Genomic DNA, 16,685 nt, shown 5'->3' on the forward strand with positions numbered 1-16,685 from the left:
GATCCGGCCGAGCCCGCCGATCCGGCCGGTTGCCGCCTCTCGCCCTCACGCCGTCGCGTAGTCGAGGTGCATGAACTCCGGCACCTTGTACCACTTGACCGGGTATCCGGCGCCGTGCGCGCAGAACACCGAATCGGGCGTGTTCTCCAGATCCGATTCCGGGTCATACGCCGCCTGCTCGATGACGCGTGCCTGATCGTGGCACGGCCGGTAGCCGCCGAACGTGGCGGAGAACCGTCCGCGCCCGTGCGTGTACGCGTTGACGTCCATCGCGTAGTCGCGCATCTCGGATACGGGAGCCGCCCCTTCGATCAGCGCGTAATCGCCGTCCATCGTCGCCGGGGCGAACGTGCCGGACATGCGCTGGATGTCGCTCATCGCGCGGCCGAGCATGTCGGCGGGCACTTCGAGGCGGAACCGGTACCACGGTTCCAGCACGACGCAGTTGCCCGGGTCCGCGGCCACGGCCTTCGCCATCCGCGCGACCGCTTCGGCGCGTGCGTCGGCGTCCGGCTGCGTCCCATTCGTCGTCGCGTCGCCGTTCGACTCCTGCGATTCCTCGTCCTCGTCGATCTCGTATTCGGGCCGAACCGTGTCATGTCCCACGACCGCATGCCCGACGACGCCGGATCGCGCCTCCATCAGCCCCTGACGGATCGCGCGGTAGGTGGCCTGACGGAAGTCGCCGCCCTCAGTGTGCTTCAGATGCGCTTTGCCTGCGACCAGGGTCATCTTCACGTCGGTCAGCGGCGAACCGGTGAGCACGCCCAAGTGCTCGCGTTCGATCAGATGCGTGAGGATCAGGCGCTGCCAGTTGCGGTCGAGCTCGTTCGCGGACAGCGCGGAGGCGACGTGCACGCCGCTGCCCGGCTCGTCCGGCTCCAGCAGGATGTGCGCCTCGGCGTAGTGGCGCAACGGCTCGAAATGCCCCACGCCCTCGATCGGTTTCGTGATCGTCTCCCGGTACAGGATCGACCCCGCGCCGAACGACACATCCAGTCCGAAGCGCTCGTGCAGCGTCTGCTGGATGATCTCCAGTTGGACCGCGCCCATCAGCTGCACATGGATCTCCTGCACGCGCTCGACCCAGACGACGTGCAGCAGCGGGTCCTCGTCCTCGAGCTCGCGCAACGCGGTCAGCACCCGGTGCAGGGTGAGGTCGTCGAAGCACGGACGCGCCGCGGGAGTCGACCCGTCCGTCTCCGCCGCGTCGCCCGATTCGCCTGTACCGGACGCCGCTGGACCGGACTCTCCGGCGCCGGCCGGCAGCACGGTGTAGGTGAGGACCGGCTGCATCGCGGGCGATTCGGCGTCCGTCTCGGCGCCCAGCCCCTCGCCGGGGAACGTATGCTCCAACCCGGTGACCGCGCACACTGATCCGGCGGGCAGTTCGGTCGCGATGTCGAATCGCGCGCCGTTGTAGACGCGCACCTGATCGATCTTCTCGACCGATCCGGTGTCGACGAGTGATTTCGCCCTGAGCGTGCCGCCGGTCACCTTGAGCCAGGTGAGCCGGTTGTGTTTGTCGTCGTGCGAGATCTTGAACACGCGGGCGCCGAAGTCGGCGGGCCACCGCGGTTCGCGGGCGTAGACGGCGAACCCGTCGAGGAACTCCTCGACGCCGTCGAGCTTCAGCGCGGAGCCGAAGAACACGGGGAACAGTTCGCGCGCGGCGATCATCGCGCGCACACGGTCGAGCGTGATCACCCCGGAATCGAAGTACTCGTCCATCGCCTGTTCGTCCAACGCGGCGACGTCCTCGATCTCATCGCCGAACGGCACCGCGACATCGCCGGACGAGGGACCGACGACCGCCGGCAGCGGATGCACCGCGTCGCTCAGACGCGAGCGCAGCTGGGCGAGCGTCGCGTCACGGTCGAATCCGGGCGCGTCGCACTTGTTGACAAACAGGAACACCGGCACCCCGTACCGTTCCAGCAGCCGCCAGAGCGTCTCCGTATAGCCCTGCACGCCGTCGGTGCCGGAGACGACGAGGATCGCGTAGTCGAGCACGCGCAGCACACGTTCGGTTTCGGCGGCGAAGTCGACGTGTCCGGGGGTGTCGAGCAGGGTGAGTTTGAGGTCGCCGTGTTCAACGAGCGCCTGATGCGCGAAGATCGTGATGCCGCGCGCCTTCTCGAGCGCGTTGGTGTCGAGGAACGCGTCGCCGTGGTCCACGCGGCCGAGTTTGCGGATCTCGCCGGTGCGGTAGAGCAACGCCTCCGACAGCGTGGTCTTGCCGGCGTCCACATGCGCCACGATTCCCGCCACGATCCGTGTCATGGTCCGTGTCATGGTCCGCTCGTCTCCTCTCGTTTCCCATCTTCGGCTTCCGTCGCGTCCGATATGGTTCACCAATATAGCCCGATGCCCGAGTCGGTCACACGTCGGTCTCCATGTGCGCATCTACTCGTGCATCTACTATGGATTGAGCATTTCAGGGTAGCGCCCGGCCGCCCTGTCCGGTGTTGTCCGGTTACAGGGGCGTGGCACGCATGACGCGACTCGGCAGAAGGGCCCGCGACCCCACGCATGACGCATTGCAAGTGAAGGAGCACACAGTGACCGTTTCCGGCATCAGCACGTTCGGCCGCGCCGACGATTCCGACGATTCCGCCGATTCCCCGACCGAGGGCCGCGCGGGCACGGCAGGCTTCCCCGCGGACTATGTGACGCTTGATCTGGAGACCACCGGCTTCTACCCGAACAGCTGCTCGATCACGGAGATCGGCGCGGTGCGCGTACGCGACCGTCGCATCGTGGACCGGTTCCAGCAGCTGGTGAACCCGCTGCGCCCGATCCCCGCGCAGGTGGTCAAGCTCACCGGCATCACCGACGAGATGGTCGCCGGCCTGCCGACGATCGACGAGGTGCTCCCCCTGTTCGTCTCGTGGCTGGCCGACGGCGTCTCGGCCGATCCGGACGCCTCCTACGCGCCCGATTCCGACAGCGCCACCGGCTCGAACGATTCCGCCGCCATCCCCGCGGTCCCGTTCGAGCCGATCGTCGGCCACAACGTGAGCTTCGACATCCGGTTCCTCGATTGGAACGCACGCAAGGTGCTCGGCGGCCCGTTCTCCTGCGTCGACTACGACACGATGCAGATCAGCCGCGTGCTGTTCCCCGAGCAGCGCCACCACCGCCTGCTTGACCTGATCCAGCGCTTCGACATCGCCGACAACGAGGAGCACCGCGCGTTGAGCGATGCGATCCAGACCCAGCAGTGCCTCGAATGGATGCACCGCTACACCGACCGCCACGCCGGCCGCGGCTTCGGCTCGATCGACTGGGCCGACGTCACCTCCAAGGGCAACGACGCCGTCATCCACCGTCAGCTCACGCTGCTGTAACGCGCTGCAATAGACTGTGTAACGCAACCAAGCTTGCCTCACCTGCTGCTGAACACCGCAGTAGCATGGAACATGCACAGTGGCAGGGGCTCAAAAGGGGGATGACGATGGCCGAGGATTTCAATACGCAGGTGCGAGACACGGTGCTCCGCCTGCTCACCGAAGCCAACCGCGTCCCCTTCCTGTTCGTGGGTTCCGGCATCTCCCGCCGATATATGGGTTCCGAGGATTGGGACGGGCTGCTCAAATGGGTGTGCGAAAGCGCAGGCGCCCCGATGAAACCGTACTATCAGTACAAGCTCGCCGCCTCCGCCGAGGGTGATGGCAGGAAGAACACGGTCTATCCACGCATCGCGACACTGATGGAGAGGGATTTCCTCGATGCGGTCAATCGTCCGGAATATGCGGCATGGGTCGAAGCGTATCAGGAGGAGTTCGAATCCGGTATCGAGCCGATGAAGGTGTACATCGCCGACCATCTGAAGACCTTCCAACCGACGCAGCTGTCCGAAGAACTGGAGGTCCTGCGCAGAGCGACACGCCATGTGGCCGGCGTCATCACCACCAACTACGACTCCCTCATGGAATCGGTCTTCCCCAAGTACGACGTGTACGTGAAGCAGGACGATCTGCTGTTCTCACCGCTCATGGGCATCGGCGAGATATACAAGATCCACGGCTCGGCCGACGATCCCGAATCGATGGTCATCGACGAACGGGATTACCAGCGACTCGGCGAACACCGTGATTACCTGACATCGAAGATCCTCACCATCTTCGGCGAGTATCCGATCATCTTCCTCGGCTATTCAATGAACGATCAGGACATCCGCGACATCATCTCGTCGATCGCGTCCTGTGCGGGAGAACGCCGCGCCAGAGAGATCGCCAAACGCTTCATCTTCGTGGAGTATTCGGCCGATCACACGATCACATCCAACCGCTACGAAGTAAACGACAGCCAAGTGGTGGAGATGACCGGCATCCGCACGCAGGATTTCACGCCGATCTACGAAGCCATCGCGAAGACCAACCAACGGTATGCGCCGAAGGTGCTCAACCAGATTCTCAGGCAACTGTACAGGGCATCGTATTCCGGGGAAGACGCCGAAAGCGTGGTTGCCGTGGAACTCTCGCATATGGACGAACTACCGCCCGACAAGAACGTCATCGTAGGCGTGGGCGTGATGGACTACGGGCGCAAGGTGACCTTGTCCGATCTGTATGAAGATGTGCTGTTCGGCACCAAACAGTTCTCTCCCGAACTTGTCGTAGGAGAATACATGGACGCGATGCTCAAACAAGGCGGCGTCCCCATGTACTACTACTTGCGCCGCTACGACGACCCGTTGGGACCACGAACCCAACAGGAGATCGCGACAAAGACCTCAATGGAGTCGTATCTCAATAACACGGACCGAAAGATACGGGAGCATAGTCGTACAAAGCTGTCAGACGCCAGCATCGATGGCCTTATCAAGGCTTTCCCCGATGATGCCTACAAACATCTCATTCTGCTTCATCAATCGGAAATCGACGTCAACCAACTCGAGATGCTGCTGAAAACCACCGCAAAAGGCATGCTCAAGGCCGGCAAACAGCTTGACTACGTATTGCGCAAGGACATCAGAATCTACGATTTCCTCAAATACGGCAGAGACTATCTGAAAACCAGTACGCCCCCACAGTCACCGTCATCAGCTCCAACTCTTATAGCGGAACCCAACGGATCAGCGGGGGCGTCACCGACATCGGACCCAAGCCACGCGTAAGCCTGCAATCCTGCTTCCAAGGATAGTCGCATACCTCCCGGCAGGCAACCCTTATCCATTTCGGAACAGAACATTCACTGACAGCACGCAGCGGACGAACGCGCCTCCGCTCCCCCGTGCCGACTACTGTGGTTGGTATGAGTGAAGCATCTGCAACCACCGGCGCGACCAGCGCATTGAAGTCCGGCATCGACCCGGCATCGTTCTCCGGAGTCGTCAAGCCCGCCGACGACCTGTTCCGTTACGTGAACGGCCCTTGGATCGACACGTACCGTCTGCCCGACGACCGTTCCCGCTACGGCTCGTTCGACAAGCTCGCCGAGAACGCGGAGGACCAGATCCGCGACATCCTCGAGGACGAGGACACGCAGGGCGTCGGCACGGCCGATGCGCCCGACGCGAACGCCTCCGCGGCCGCCGTGGCCGCCATCGCGGCGCCGGCGGCGAAATCGCGCGCCCTGTACCGTTCGTTCCTGAACACGGATGCGATCGAGGCGGCGGGCATCAGCCCGATCAAGCCGGAACTCGACGCGATCGACGCCGCCCAGGACAAGACGGATCTCACCCGCGTGCTCGGCCGTCTCAACCCGGCCGGTGGCCCCGACCTGTTCGGCGTGGCCGTCTACGGGGACCCGGGCGACCCCGATCTCAACATCGCGCACATCGAACAGGGCGGCATCCTCCTGCCGGACGAAGCCTACTATCGCGAGGAGCATTACGCCCCGGTGCGCGAGGCGTTCGTGACGATGATCGCCACGCAGCTGGTGAACGCGGGGTACGCGCCCGCCGCCGAGGACAACCCGAACGTCGACGACGAACTGCCCCGCACCGCAGACGAGGATGAGGCGGACGCCGACGGCGTGGCGATCCCCACGCCGAGCGAGGCCGCGCTCGACATGGCCCGAAGGTTCCTGGACGTGGAGACGCGGATCGCCGCGAACCATTGGGACAACGTCGCCACGCGCGATTCGGTGAAGACGTACAATCCCACCGATTTCGCCGATCTGGCCGCGTCGCTTTCGCACTTCGGACTCGACGCGTGGATCGACGCGTGGCAGCGCGCCTATGACGCGACGCCGGCCGCGACCGTGCAGCCGCTCGACTTCCGCAACGTGTTCAGCCGGGTGATCGTGCACGAGCCGAGCTTCCTGACCGGACTCGACGCGTTCTGGGACGCGGCCGAACTCGATGATCTGAAGCTGTGGGCGCGCGTGCACGTCATCGTCGGCTCCGCCTCCATGCTGTCGCGCGTGTTCGACGCCACGAACTTCTCGTTCTTCGGCAAGGTGCTGTCCGGCGCAAGGAAGCAGCGTGACCGCTGGAAGCGCGGCGTGAGCCTCGTCAACGGCGTCTGCGGCGAGGATGTGGGCCGCGAGTACGTGCGTCGTCACTTCCCGGAAAGCTCCAAGCGGCGCATGGAGCAGCTCGTCGCGAACCTGATCGATGCCTACCGCGTGTCGATCACGAACTCCGACTGGCTGGGTGAGGAGACGAAGGCGAAGGCGTTGGAGAAGCTCGCCAAGTTCACGCCGAAGATCGGCTACACGAACCACTGGCGCGACTACACGGCCCTGGACGTGCACGAGGACGCCGTGCTCGCCGAGAACATGAAGGCCGCGTCCCTCTACGAGACCGGCTACCAGTTGGAGAAGGTCGGCAAGACGGTCGACAAGGACGAGTGGCTGATGAACCCGCAGACGGTCAACGCCTACTACGAGCCGACGATGAACGTGATCGTCTTCCCGGCCGCGATCCTGCAACCGCCGTTCTTCGACCCGGACGCCGAGGACGCGGCCAACTACGGCGGCATCGGCGCGGTGATCGGCCACGAGATCGGCCACGGCTTCGACGACCAGGGCTCCCAGTACGACGGCGACGGTAAGCTCAACGACTGGTGGACGCCCACGGACAAGACGAACTTCGAGCAGCGCACGAAGGCGCTCATCGAACAGTACAACGCGTTCGTGCCCAAGCAGCTCGAGGAGAAGTACGCGGACGAGCCGGACAAGGCTCCGCATGTCAACGGCGCCTTGACGATCGGCGAGAACATCGGCGATCTGGGCGGCGTGAACATCGCGCTCAAGGCGTACGCGTTCGCGCTCGACAAGGCCGCGGGCCGCGAGGAGGACGGCTCGGCCTCCGCGATCGAGGCGTCGCTCGCCACCGCCCCCGAGATGGACGGGTTCACCGGATTGCAGCGTTTCTTCCTGAGCTACGCGTCGATCTGGCGCACGAAGAACCGCGACGAGCTGGCCGAGCAGTACCTGCAGATCGACCCGCACTCCCCCGCCGAATGCCGCACGAACGGCATCGTGCGCAACGTGGACCTGTTCTACAAGGCGTTCGATGTCAAGGACGGCGATCCGATGTACCTCGCGCCCGACCAGCGCGTGCGCATCTGGTGACGTGCTGATTCCACAGTGAACGGCGCCCGTACGATGAATGCCGTACGGGCGCCGTTTTTGCGTGTGATTATGGTGTTAGGTCAGGGATCAGAACGGGTCGGAACCGTCCTCGTCGCCCTGATCGGGAGCGGTCGACCATGAGCCTCCGGAGCCGGTGCGCAGGACGGGGTTCGACGTGCCCGCGCCGGCGCCGGTCTCATTGGTGCCGGTCTCATCGGTGGTTCTCTCATTGATGGCGGTTCCGTCACCGGTATCCGTCACGGTTCCGCCGTCATCCCCGTCATTGTCGACCACGCCATCGTCGACCACGCCATCGTCGACCACGCCATCGTCGTCGTCTCCGCCGGCGGCTCCGTACACGATCTCAGTGCCGCCGGTCTCGTCGACATCCTCCGACGGAGCGCCGAGGATGTCGACCGGTCGCGCCGAAGACGGGATCCTCGATACCGAATCGTTGGTCGGCGCGTTCGCGATGCTCGCGCCGCTCTGCCCAGTCATCTGTCCGGCGGACTGACCCGGCGCTCCCTGCTGCCCGTCCGAACCGTTCTGGCCGGCGGCAGGCTGCTCACGTCCGGCACGGCGGAACCGGCCGACGCCCTGGCTCAGGTCGTGGCCGACCGCGACCGCGTCGATCACCGGCGTGAACCGGTCGGCCTGCTCGCCCTCCTTGCGCCAACGCTCCGAATGGAGCGTGCCGGTCACGATGACGGGATCGCCCTTGTGCAGCGAGCCGAGGATATTCGAAGCGAGCGTGCGATAGGCGCGCACACCCACCCACGTGGTCTCGCGGTCACGCCACTGCCCGCTGTTCGAGTCAAAATATCGTGGAGTAACCCCGAGTCGAAACGAACAGGCGGGAGCGTCGATGCTCTTGCCGAAGGATTTGGGGTCCGCACCGAGATTGCCGGTGACGGTCACTTGGATCTGTTGGATGCCCATGTCGATTGGTCCTTTCCGTATGCGATCGGCCGCCGTTGGCCGTCGCGATCGATTGATGGACCGAAGGAGCGCCGGGACGCGGACGCCATAGGAAAAGCAGGACATCGCAGCACACACGGACACCGCGGACGACGCCCTTCGGTGACCCCAGCGTGCGCCGGACCGGAGCAGACAGGCAAGCCCGACCGGGCGATGTGGACGAAGCCCCTCACCGCGGACGTGTTTGTGGATAAGCCCCATAGGAAAACAAAAACAGCCCCCTCATTTGAGGGGGCTGTCAGGCGAAAACGACCACCGTCAGAGGCGCTTGGCCAGCTCCTCGACGGCCTGATCGGCGGGCACGGCGACCTTGTTCTCGCCGTCGCGGTCGCGGATCTCGATGGTGCCGTCGTTGACGTAGTCGCGGCCGACCACGGCGATGACCGGCACGCCGATCAGCTCGGCGTCCTTGAACTTGACGCCCGGGGAGACCTTCTTGCGGTCGTCGTAGATGACCTCGACGCCCTTGGCCTCGAGCTCGGCGACCAGCTTCTCGGCGCCTTCGAACGCCTTCTCGTCCTTGCCGGTGGCGACCACGTGGACCTGCGCCGGCGCGATGACGGTCGGCCAGGCGAGGCCCTTGTCGTCGTGATGCGTCTCGGCGATGCAGGCGAGCACGCGGGAGACACCGATGCCGTAGCAGCCCATCCACACCGGGACGGCCTTGCCGTTCTGGTCGAGGACCTTCAAGTCCAGAGCCTTGGAGTACTTGAGGCCGAGCTGGAAGACCTGGCCGATCTCGACGCCACGCTCGAAGCTCAACGGGCCGGAGCCGTCCGGGCTCATATCGCCGTGACGCACCTCGACGGCCTCGACGGTGCCGTCGGCCTCAAAGTCACGGCCGTAGACGAGGTCGTAGTAGTCGACCTCGTGCTCGTCGGCGCCGGTGAACCATGCGGAGCCCTTGACGACATGCGCGTCGACGAGGTAACGCAGCGACTCCTCCACGCCGGCCGCCTTGGCCTGCGGGCCGAGCGCCATCGGGCCGATGTAGCCGGGCACCAGCTCCGGATGGGCCTTGAGGTCCTCCTCGGTGGCCTCCTCGATCTCGGCAGGGGCGAACTGGGCCTCCAGACGCTTCATGTCCACGGTGCGGTCGCCGGGCACACCCACGACCACGATCTCGCGCCACGGCTGGTCATGCTCGTTGTCCTCGGCGTGCTTGACCGCGATCACCACGTTCTTGAGGATGTCGGATGCCTGCCATTCGCGGCCGTCGGCGCGCGGGTGGTCGGCGTTGGCGCGCTCAATCATCTGCTCGATGGTCTTGGCGTCCGGCGTGGTCTCCCTGTGCGCGGCCGGGGTGGCGGACGCGTCGATCTCGGGCAGTTCGGGCGTGTGCAGCGCCTCGACGTTCCACGCCTTGCCGGACGGGGCGAGCGCGAACGTGTCCTCGCCGATGGCCATCGGGGCGAGGAACTCCTCGGACGCGGAACCGCCCATCGGGCCGGACATCGCGAACACGGGCACGTACTTGAGGTCGAGACGCTGGAAGATGCGCTCGTAGGCGCCGCGCTCGTCGTAGTACGCCTTGCGCATGCCCTCCTCGTCGATCGTGAAGGAGTAGGCGTCCTTCATGATGAACTCGCGGCCGCGGATGAGTCCGGCGCGCGGACGGAACTCGTCGCGGTACTTGGTCTGGATCTGGTAGAGGGTGACGGGCAGGTCCTTGTAGGACGAATACATGTCCTTGACCAGCAGCGTGAACATCTCCTCGTGCGTCGGCGCGAGCAGGTAGTCGGCCTGATGACGGTCCTTGAGACGGAAGATGTTGTCGCCGTACTCCTCCCAGCGGTGGGTGGCCTCGTACGGTTCACGCGGCAGCAGGGCCGGGAAGTGCACCTCCTGGGCGCCGATGCCGTTGATCTCCTCGCGGATGATGTCCTCGATCTTGTTGAGCACGCGCAAGCCGAGCGGCAGCCAGGTCCAGATGCCGGGCGCGGCCTTGCGGATGTATCCGGCGCGCTGCAGGAGCTTGGCGGAATCGACGTCCGCGTCGGCGGGGTCCTCGCGCAGGGTGCGCAGGAACAGGGTAGACATACGAAGGGTATTGGAAGTCATACGCTCCAAGATATTCACGTCAACCGACAAGCGGGTGACGCGCATCCGTTCCACTCGTTCCGCCCGTTCCACTCGTTCCGCCCGCGATCACCACCTGCCGGCGATCACGGTCCCGCACTCCGGGCATCGCACGCCCTCCGCGTCCCGTCCGTCGCTCCCGCCCTCTCCTGCCGGCGTCCCGCCCGTGAGCCGGTCGGAGACGATCCGGTACCAGTCGCGCACCACGAGCTTTGCCCGGCAATCCGGGTTCGGGCAGTACGTGGTGTCGCCCTCGGTGTCGTGCACGTTGCCGGTGTAGACGTAGTGCAGTCCCTCGTCCAATGCGATGCCGCGGGCGCGGGTGAGCGTCGCGTGCGGGGTGGGCGGCACGTCGGTCATCTTCCACGCGGGGTGGAACGCGGAGAAGTGCAGCGGCACGTCCGGGCCGCAATGCTCGCGGATCCACGTACATTCGGCGTGCAGTTGCGCGTCATCGTCGTTCAGTCCGGGGATGAGCAGCGTCGTCAGCTCGACCCACACATGACGCCCGTCCGGGGTGCGCGCCTCGTTGACGGCGTAGTCGATGGTGTCGAGCACGTCCTGCAAGTGCGTGCCGGTGACCTTCCAGTAGAAGTCCTCGGTGAAGCCCTTCAGGTCGATGTTGGCGGCGTCCATCGCGTCGTAGAAGTCGGCGCGGGCGGGCGCGGCCATGTATCCGGCGGTGACGGCGATCGGGTGGATGCCTCGCGCGCGGCATGCGGCGGCGGTGTCGATCGCGTATTCGGCGAACACGATCGGATCGTTGTAGGTGAACGCGACCGAGTCGATGCCGCGATCGGCGGCGACCTGCGCGATCTTCCCGGGACTCGCCTCGACGCCGAGCCGGTCGTAATCGCGAGCGCGCGAGATGTCCCAGTTCTGGCAGAACCGGCATCCGGAGTTGCAGCCGGCCGTGCCGAAACTCAGCACACTGGAACCGGGATGGAAGTGGTTGAGCGGCTTCTTCTCGACCGGGTCGACGGCGAATCCGGAGCTGCGGCCGTACGTGTCGGACACGATCACGCCGTCGTGGTTGGAGCGCACGAAGCAGAAGCCGCGTTGGCCGGGTTTGAGCACGCAGCGACGCGGGCACAGTTCGCAGCGGGCGCGGCCTGTGCCATCGTCGAACCGCGTCTGCCAGCGGCCTCGGGCCGGGCCGAACGCGTCGGTCTCTTTCGTTCGCGTCATCCGTGTAGTCCGTGCAGTCCGCAGGTCACTCACGTTCGGCATAGGCCGTCACCCCGTAGCGTTCGCACTCGATCTCGCCATGATCCCAGTCGAGATGCGGCGAGATGCCGGCCTTGGCGAGCAGATGGGAGACGAAGTCGTGCGGGTCGGGCAGTTGCTCCCACACCTGCGGCAGGAACGTGGCGCGACGGCCGCGCCCATCGGTGAGGATGAGCCCGTCCTCGCCGGGGTTGAGCGTGCTTTCGAGCTCGGCCCGCGAGCGCACGGCGATCGGTTCGGGGCGTGAAAGCACCGACACCTCCACGTCGAGCAGCGGGTATTCGCGCGGCGTCACGGGCGTGAACCGCGGGTCGCGGCTGGCCGCGTCGACCGCGTGGTCGGCCACGTCCCGGCCCAGCGGCCGGTACGCTTCGAGCGTGCCGATGCAGCCGCGCAGGTCGCCGTGTTCGGTCAGGGTGACGAAGCTCGCGCCGGGCTCGTCGAGCCACGGATGCCGTGCGATGATCGCGTCCGGACGGCCCGCTGGATCGTCATCCAGTCCGAGATGCTCGCGGATCGCGGCGCGGGCGAGTTCGAGGAGCACGATGCCGCGGTCGGCGGACGCATCCTGCTGCCATACCGCGAACGACGAGTAGCCGACGACGGCCTCGTACGGGTCGCGCATCTCGGGACGCGGTTCGCCGGCGAGCGCGACCACACCGTCGTCGCCGGAGGTGCTGCGGCCGAGCAGCCGCAGGTCGAAGGCGACGTCACCCTCGTCCGCGTGGCCTCGGATCGACGATGCCGCAGACGTCGCGGGACGCAACCCTCGTGTCAGTACGTCGAGCAGCCCGTTGACCGGGTACGCCCCGCATGCGCGACGCGGGTGGATGGGCCCGTGCAGGTGCGCGATCGCGTCGATGGTCTCGTCGTCGAGTTCGCGCGCGTACTCCTCGGGATGGTAGTGGGACAGGTCGGAGCTGATCACGATCACGGTCTCGGGACCACCCCACAGGGCGCGCAGTACGTCGCCGACCTCGCGCGGACTGGCGTCGCCGGCGTTGAGCGGCACGATCTCAAGATCGGAGTCGAGCACGGTCTGGAGGAACGGGATCTGCACCTCGACCGCGTGCTCCTGCGCGTGCGTCGGATCGTTGACGATGAGCGCCTGGGCGGGAGCGTCGGGCAGGGCGCGCATGCCGGAACACAGCGCGCCGCCGACATCGTCCGGTTCGTCCGTCCCGTCCGCGTCACCGTCATCGTCGGTCAGCAGTCCCAGCGCACGACGCTCGGACGCGACATCGACCGGAACCGCGCCGAGCGGGGTCGCGAACGCCGTGGCCGAGGAACAGGCGACGCCGCGCACGGCCACGCGATGCGTCGGCCCGACGATCACCGCGCGGCGGATCGTGCCGCGTCCACGTTCGAGCAGCGCGTAGGCGAGCGCCGCGGTCGTGCCGGAGTACACGTATCCGGCGTGCGGCACGATCACCGCCTTGGGGGCGCCCTGCGGCAGCGGATCGCCGCCGTTGTCGTCATCCTCCAGCTTCGCGAGCAATTCGCGTCCGTAGTCGAGCTGCCGGTTGACCATCTTCTTCAATACGACACGATCGTCGGGATAGAAGGCCCCGGCCACCGCCGCCGGACGAATGAAATCGGCACGCACCATAACGACCACCTCTTTCACGTCCCATCGTAGTCGTCCGCGAGCGCGATCGTCCATTCCCGCGAAAGCGGCAGGATCAGTCGGAATCGGGCGAATCAGCAATTATCAGCTGGCGATGCCGGTGTCCTGACCGCCCTTGCGCACGGTGTCGATGTTGTCGAGACTGTAGATCATGTCGCCTGGCTCGACGGGCTGTATGGCGCCGGCGAGGAGCGTGTCGACAGTGACGATGCGGTAGCCCTTCTTCTCGAGACCGTTGATGATCTCGGGCAGGGCCTTGGCGGTTGCGGCGTTGCCGTCGTGCAGGGCGATGATCGAGCCGGCGTAGGCATCGGAGACCACGCGTTTGGCGATCGCGGAGGCCGTGGCCTTGCCGTCCCAGTCGCCGGAGTCGACGCTCCACATGATCATCGACTGGTTGCTGTTTCTGGCGGCTGCCCGCAGTGCGTCGCTCCACGCACCGTCCGGCGGGCGGAACAGGGTGACGGGCTTGCCGGAGGCCTGCGAGATCACGTCGTCGGTGTCCTTGAACCATTTGGCGAGCTGTTCGGCGCTCATTGCGTGCATCTGCGTGTGCCGCCAGGAGATCGATCCGACGGAGTGTCCTTCGGCGACCATGCGCCTGACCAGGGACACGTTGGAGCCGTTGACGAACTGCCCCTGCAGGAAGAACGTGGCAGGCACCTTGGCCCGTTTGAGCTCGTCGAGGATCTCCGGCGTGCGCTGTTTGTTGGGGCCGTCGTCGAAGGTCAGAGCCACGCAATTGATGAAATGGCAGTCGAGCGGCATGGCTGCGATGACCTTGTCCGTGGCGTCGGAGAGCGGCCCGGTCACATTCGCGATGGTCGCCGCGTCGGTGGTGGACGTGGTGTCGAGCGTATGCTGCGCCGCGTCGATGGTCTGTTTGAGCGCGGCGCGCAGGGCGTTGTCGGCTTTGTTCTCGGAACGCGCATAGGCGGTGTTCGCCTTGTCGAGGAGCGCGGTGAGCCGGGTGCGCGCATCCTTGGCGGTCAGACCATCGAGAATGCCCTGCAGGGTCTGCATGTCGTACGGCATGGAGATGAGGGCCGTGTCCATCTGGGTGTCGGCACTGCCGTACCGGTCGGACAGGTCGTCCAGTGCCGTGGCGGACATGTCTGACGCGCAGTCGGCGGTGGCGAGCGCCGTGAAATCGATGCCGTCCGTACGGTTCACCTGTTGCTGGAGTCGTTCGCGGGTGTCGCTGTCGTCAAATCCCTTGGTTTTGTCGAGCAGCGTCTTCGATGCGGCGAGGGTCGGTGTGAACGAGGTGGCGGTCTCCATGTACGCCCTGCGGGAGGCGCGGCATCCGGCGAGTGCGCTCTCATGCGCGCGACGCTGCGACGCAAGCACCGAACTCGCGACCGTCCATCCGGCGAACACCAGTCCCGCCGCGAACAACGCGATCACCGCAACAACGATCGGCGTGCGCAGATGACGGACACCGGCACGACGCCTCTCAGCGCCACTCTCGGCATCGCTCTCTGAGGAGTCCATTCCGCGCCCAGATTGCGCAGCTGCGTGAAAGTCGCCATCCATCGACTCGCTCGCTTCATCAGCAGACTCGTCAGAATAAGACAGATCGTCTAATAGATTCGGATCATCGATCTCGTCATCGTAGACAGAGTCACGACCACCATCGTCATTTCGTGCCGTCTGATTCCCCGTCATAGCATCTGGCCTTTCAGAGTCCGCACCAATCGTCTCATCAATACGATCCTCGTCTCCCCAGTCCAAGCATAGACTCCCCTTTGCGGGACTCAGCACGATTTCGACCGATTTCGACGCTGAATCCCGCAATACAGGGTCAGAACAGCGACTCCTGGGCGAATTCGTCGTCGGCAGCGGACGCGAGTGCCGACGCGCCCGGCTTGAACGCGGCGGCGCCTTTCTCGGCGAGCAGGTCGGATGCGGCGGCGGACGCCTCGCGCAGGTCGCCGTCGAGCATGACCGCGTCGGGCGAGACGAGGAACATGCGGTTGTTGACGCCCTCCAGATACAGTCCGCCCAACGATTCGACGCGGGAGAGCGCCACGTACCCCATGCCGGGCGCGAACGTGCGCCTCAGGTCCATGACCGCGCGGTCGAGCGTCATGCCCTGCGACTTGTGGATGGTGATGCCCCACGCGCAACGCAGCGGCACCTGCGAGACGGAGGCGAGCACCTCGTCGCCGTCCATCATCTGCCATGAGGCCGGCTTCATCGTGACGATGTTGCCGTTCTCGAATTCGACGATCGGCCATCCGCCCTTATTGCTGGCGGCGAACCCGCGCACCGTGCCGAGCGAGCCGTTGACGAACTGCCGATCGGTGTCGTTGCGCAGGGCCATGACGGCAGCCCCCTCCTTGAGCACGAGCCGCTCGGGGGCGAGCATGTTGCGTTTGAGTCGTTCGACGAGGTTCGCGGGCCCCGCCTGTTCGGCGTGGAACTCGTGCGGGGCGTCGTCGATCCGTGCGAGCTTCATGTCGTTGAGGTTGTCGGCCTGACGGTTGACGGGGAACAGGTGGACGGCGACCTCGCCTTCGGCCGGCCGGACGCCGAGGCGGGTGACGAGGAGGTCGCGGTCCGCGTCGTCGACGCGCCCGGCGCGGATGTCGGTCAGCACGCCGAGCAGCTTGCCGTCGTCCTGACGATGCTGCTCGGTCAGATAGCAGACGGCCGGGTCGAGTTCGGCCCAGACGAGCGATTCGGTGACGAAGCCCTCCGGGTTGAGTCCGGCGCGCGCGTACCGTTCGCGCGACGCGGTGAACTCGGGGTTCGCCGGCAGCACGTCGCGGTCGCGTCCGGAGACGGAGACCGGCGGCAGCTGGAAGAAGTCGCCGGAGATCACCACCTGCAGGCCGCCGAAGGGGCGCGGATCGCGCCTGACCTGGCGACAGACCTGATCGACCATGTCGAACAGCCAGGCGTGCAGCATCGACACCTCGTCGATGACGAGGACGTCGGCGCCCTGGATGCGGCGTTTGCGGCGGGTTTTGATGGTTTTGAGCAGGCTTGCGGTGAGCACGTCGGCCAGTCCGATGCCGCTCCACGAGTGGATGGTCTGGCCGTCGATGTGCGTCGAGGCGATGCCGGTGGAGGCGGTGACGGCCACGTCGGCGCCGTCGGCGCGCGCCCCGCGGATGAACTCGTTGAGCACGTACGTCTTGCCGGCGCCGGGCGCGCCCGTCAGGAACACGTTCGCGCCCGAGTTCAGAATCGCCAGGGCCTCGCTTTGCCGCATGCCTTCCTTCTTCCCGACTTTCCCGAC

10 protein-coding genes are annotated in these 16,685 nt (G+C 65.7%); 3 read left to right on the top strand and 7 right to left on the bottom strand.

The window, feature by feature from the left end; all coding sequences use genetic code 11:
- Positions 1 to 45: 45 nt before the first annotated feature.
- Positions 46 to 2,283: a GTP-binding protein gene (locus tag CSQ85_RS05395; protein WP_150383254.1), complete on the bottom strand. Its 2,238-nt coding sequence runs from the start codon at positions 2,281 to 2,283 to the stop codon at positions 46 to 48.
- Between the two features lie 278 nt (positions 2,284 to 2,561).
- Here CSQ85_RS05395 and CSQ85_RS05400 point away from each other — a divergent pair, with 278 nt between their 5' ends.
- From CSQ85_RS05400 to CSQ85_RS05410, 3 genes are all read left to right on the top strand, one after another.
- Positions 2,562 to 3,350 (top strand): 3'-5' exonuclease, encoded by a 789-nt coding sequence (locus CSQ85_RS05400; RefSeq protein WP_223846856.1) that lies wholly within the window; start codon positions 2,562 to 2,564, stop codon positions 3,348 to 3,350.
- Between the two features lie 107 nt (positions 3,351 to 3,457).
- Positions 3,458 to 5,122 carry an SIR2 family protein gene (locus tag CSQ85_RS05405; RefSeq protein WP_190972904.1) on the top strand — a complete coding sequence of 555 codons (1,665 nt, stop codon included), beginning with the start codon at positions 3,458 to 3,460 and terminating at the stop codon, positions 5,120 to 5,122.
- A 137-nt stretch (positions 5,123 to 5,259) separates the two neighbouring features.
- Positions 5,260 to 7,527 (top strand): M13 family metallopeptidase, encoded by a 2,268-nt coding sequence (locus CSQ85_RS05410; protein WP_150383193.1) that lies wholly within the window; start codon positions 5,260 to 5,262, stop codon positions 7,525 to 7,527.
- An 87-nt stretch (positions 7,528 to 7,614) separates the two neighbouring features.
- Here the strand turns inward: CSQ85_RS05410 and CSQ85_RS05415 are convergent, their stop codons facing one another.
- The 6 genes from CSQ85_RS05415 to CSQ85_RS05440 all read right to left on the bottom strand — a co-directional run bounded on the left by CSQ85_RS05415 (position 7,615) and on the right by CSQ85_RS05440 (position 16,658).
- Entirely contained in the window at positions 7,615 to 8,466 is an 852-nt protein-coding gene (locus CSQ85_RS05415) for a single-stranded DNA-binding protein (RefSeq protein WP_190972905.1), read from the bottom strand.
- Positions 8,467 to 8,763: 297 nt separating this feature from the next.
- Positions 8,764 to 10,566, bottom strand: coding sequence for a proline--tRNA ligase (locus CSQ85_RS05420; protein WP_190972906.1), 1,803 nt, complete (start codon positions 10,564 to 10,566; stop codon positions 8,764 to 8,766).
- Positions 10,567 to 10,653: 87 nt separating this feature from the next.
- Positions 10,654 to 11,772: an AmmeMemoRadiSam system radical SAM enzyme gene (gene amrS / locus CSQ85_RS05425; protein ID WP_190972907.1), complete on the bottom strand. Its 1,119-nt coding sequence runs from the start codon at positions 11,770 to 11,772 to the stop codon at positions 10,654 to 10,656.
- Positions 11,773 to 11,797: 25 nt separating this feature from the next.
- Complete coding sequence (amrB, locus tag CSQ85_RS05430) at positions 11,798 to 13,420, bottom strand: AmmeMemoRadiSam system protein B (protein ID WP_223846857.1); 1,623 nt, start codon at positions 13,418 to 13,420, stop codon at positions 11,798 to 11,800.
- A gap of 102 nt (positions 13,421 to 13,522) precedes the next feature.
- A complete protein-coding gene (locus CSQ85_RS05435) occupies positions 13,523 to 14,845 on the bottom strand; it encodes a polysaccharide deacetylase family protein (protein ID WP_190972908.1) in 1,323 nt (440 codons plus the stop codon).
- 397 nt (positions 14,846 to 15,242) lie between these two features.
- Positions 15,243 to 16,658 carry a PIF1 family DEAD/DEAH box helicase gene (locus CSQ85_RS05440; RefSeq protein ID WP_150383199.1) on the bottom strand — a complete coding sequence of 472 codons (1,416 nt, stop codon included), beginning with the start codon at positions 16,656 to 16,658 and terminating at the stop codon, positions 15,243 to 15,245.
- Between the last annotated feature and the right edge of the window lie 27 nt (positions 16,659 to 16,685).

This window comes from Bifidobacterium rousetti (assembly GCF_008698235.1).
Classification (GTDB): Bacteria; Actinomycetota; Actinomycetes; order Actinomycetales; family Bifidobacteriaceae; genus Bifidobacterium; species Bifidobacterium rousetti.

What these genes read in the sequence shown, in the direction of transcription:
- CSQ85_RS05395 (WP_150383254.1), bottom strand. Translation starts at nt 2,283, where the DNA reads ATGACACGGATCGTGGCGGGAATCGTGGCGCATGTGGACGCCGGCAAG.
- CSQ85_RS05405 (WP_190972904.1), top strand. Translation starts at nt 3,458, where the DNA reads ATGGCCGAGGATTTCAATACGCAGGTGCGAGACACGGTGCTCCGCCTG.
- CSQ85_RS05410 (WP_150383193.1), top strand. Translation starts at nt 5,260, where the DNA reads ATGAGTGAAGCATCTGCAACCACCGGCGCGACCAGCGCATTGAAGTCC.
- CSQ85_RS05415 (WP_190972905.1), bottom strand. Translation starts at nt 8,466, where the DNA reads ATGGGCATCCAACAGATCCAAGTGACCGTCACCGGCAATCTCGGTGCG.
- CSQ85_RS05420 (WP_190972906.1), bottom strand. Translation starts at nt 10,566, where the DNA reads ATGACTTCCAATACCCTTCGTATGTCTACCCTGTTCCTGCGCACCCTG.
- amrS (WP_190972907.1), bottom strand. Translation starts at nt 11,772, where the DNA reads ATGACGCGAACGAAAGAGACCGACGCGTTCGGCCCGGCCCGAGGCCGC.
- amrB (WP_223846857.1), bottom strand. Translation starts at nt 13,420, where the DNA reads ATGGTGCGTGCCGATTTCATTCGTCCGGCGGCGGTGGCCGGGGCCTTC.
- CSQ85_RS05440 (WP_150383199.1), bottom strand. Translation starts at nt 16,658, where the DNA reads ATGCGGCAAAGCGAGGCCCTGGCGATTCTGAACTCGGGCGCGAACGTG.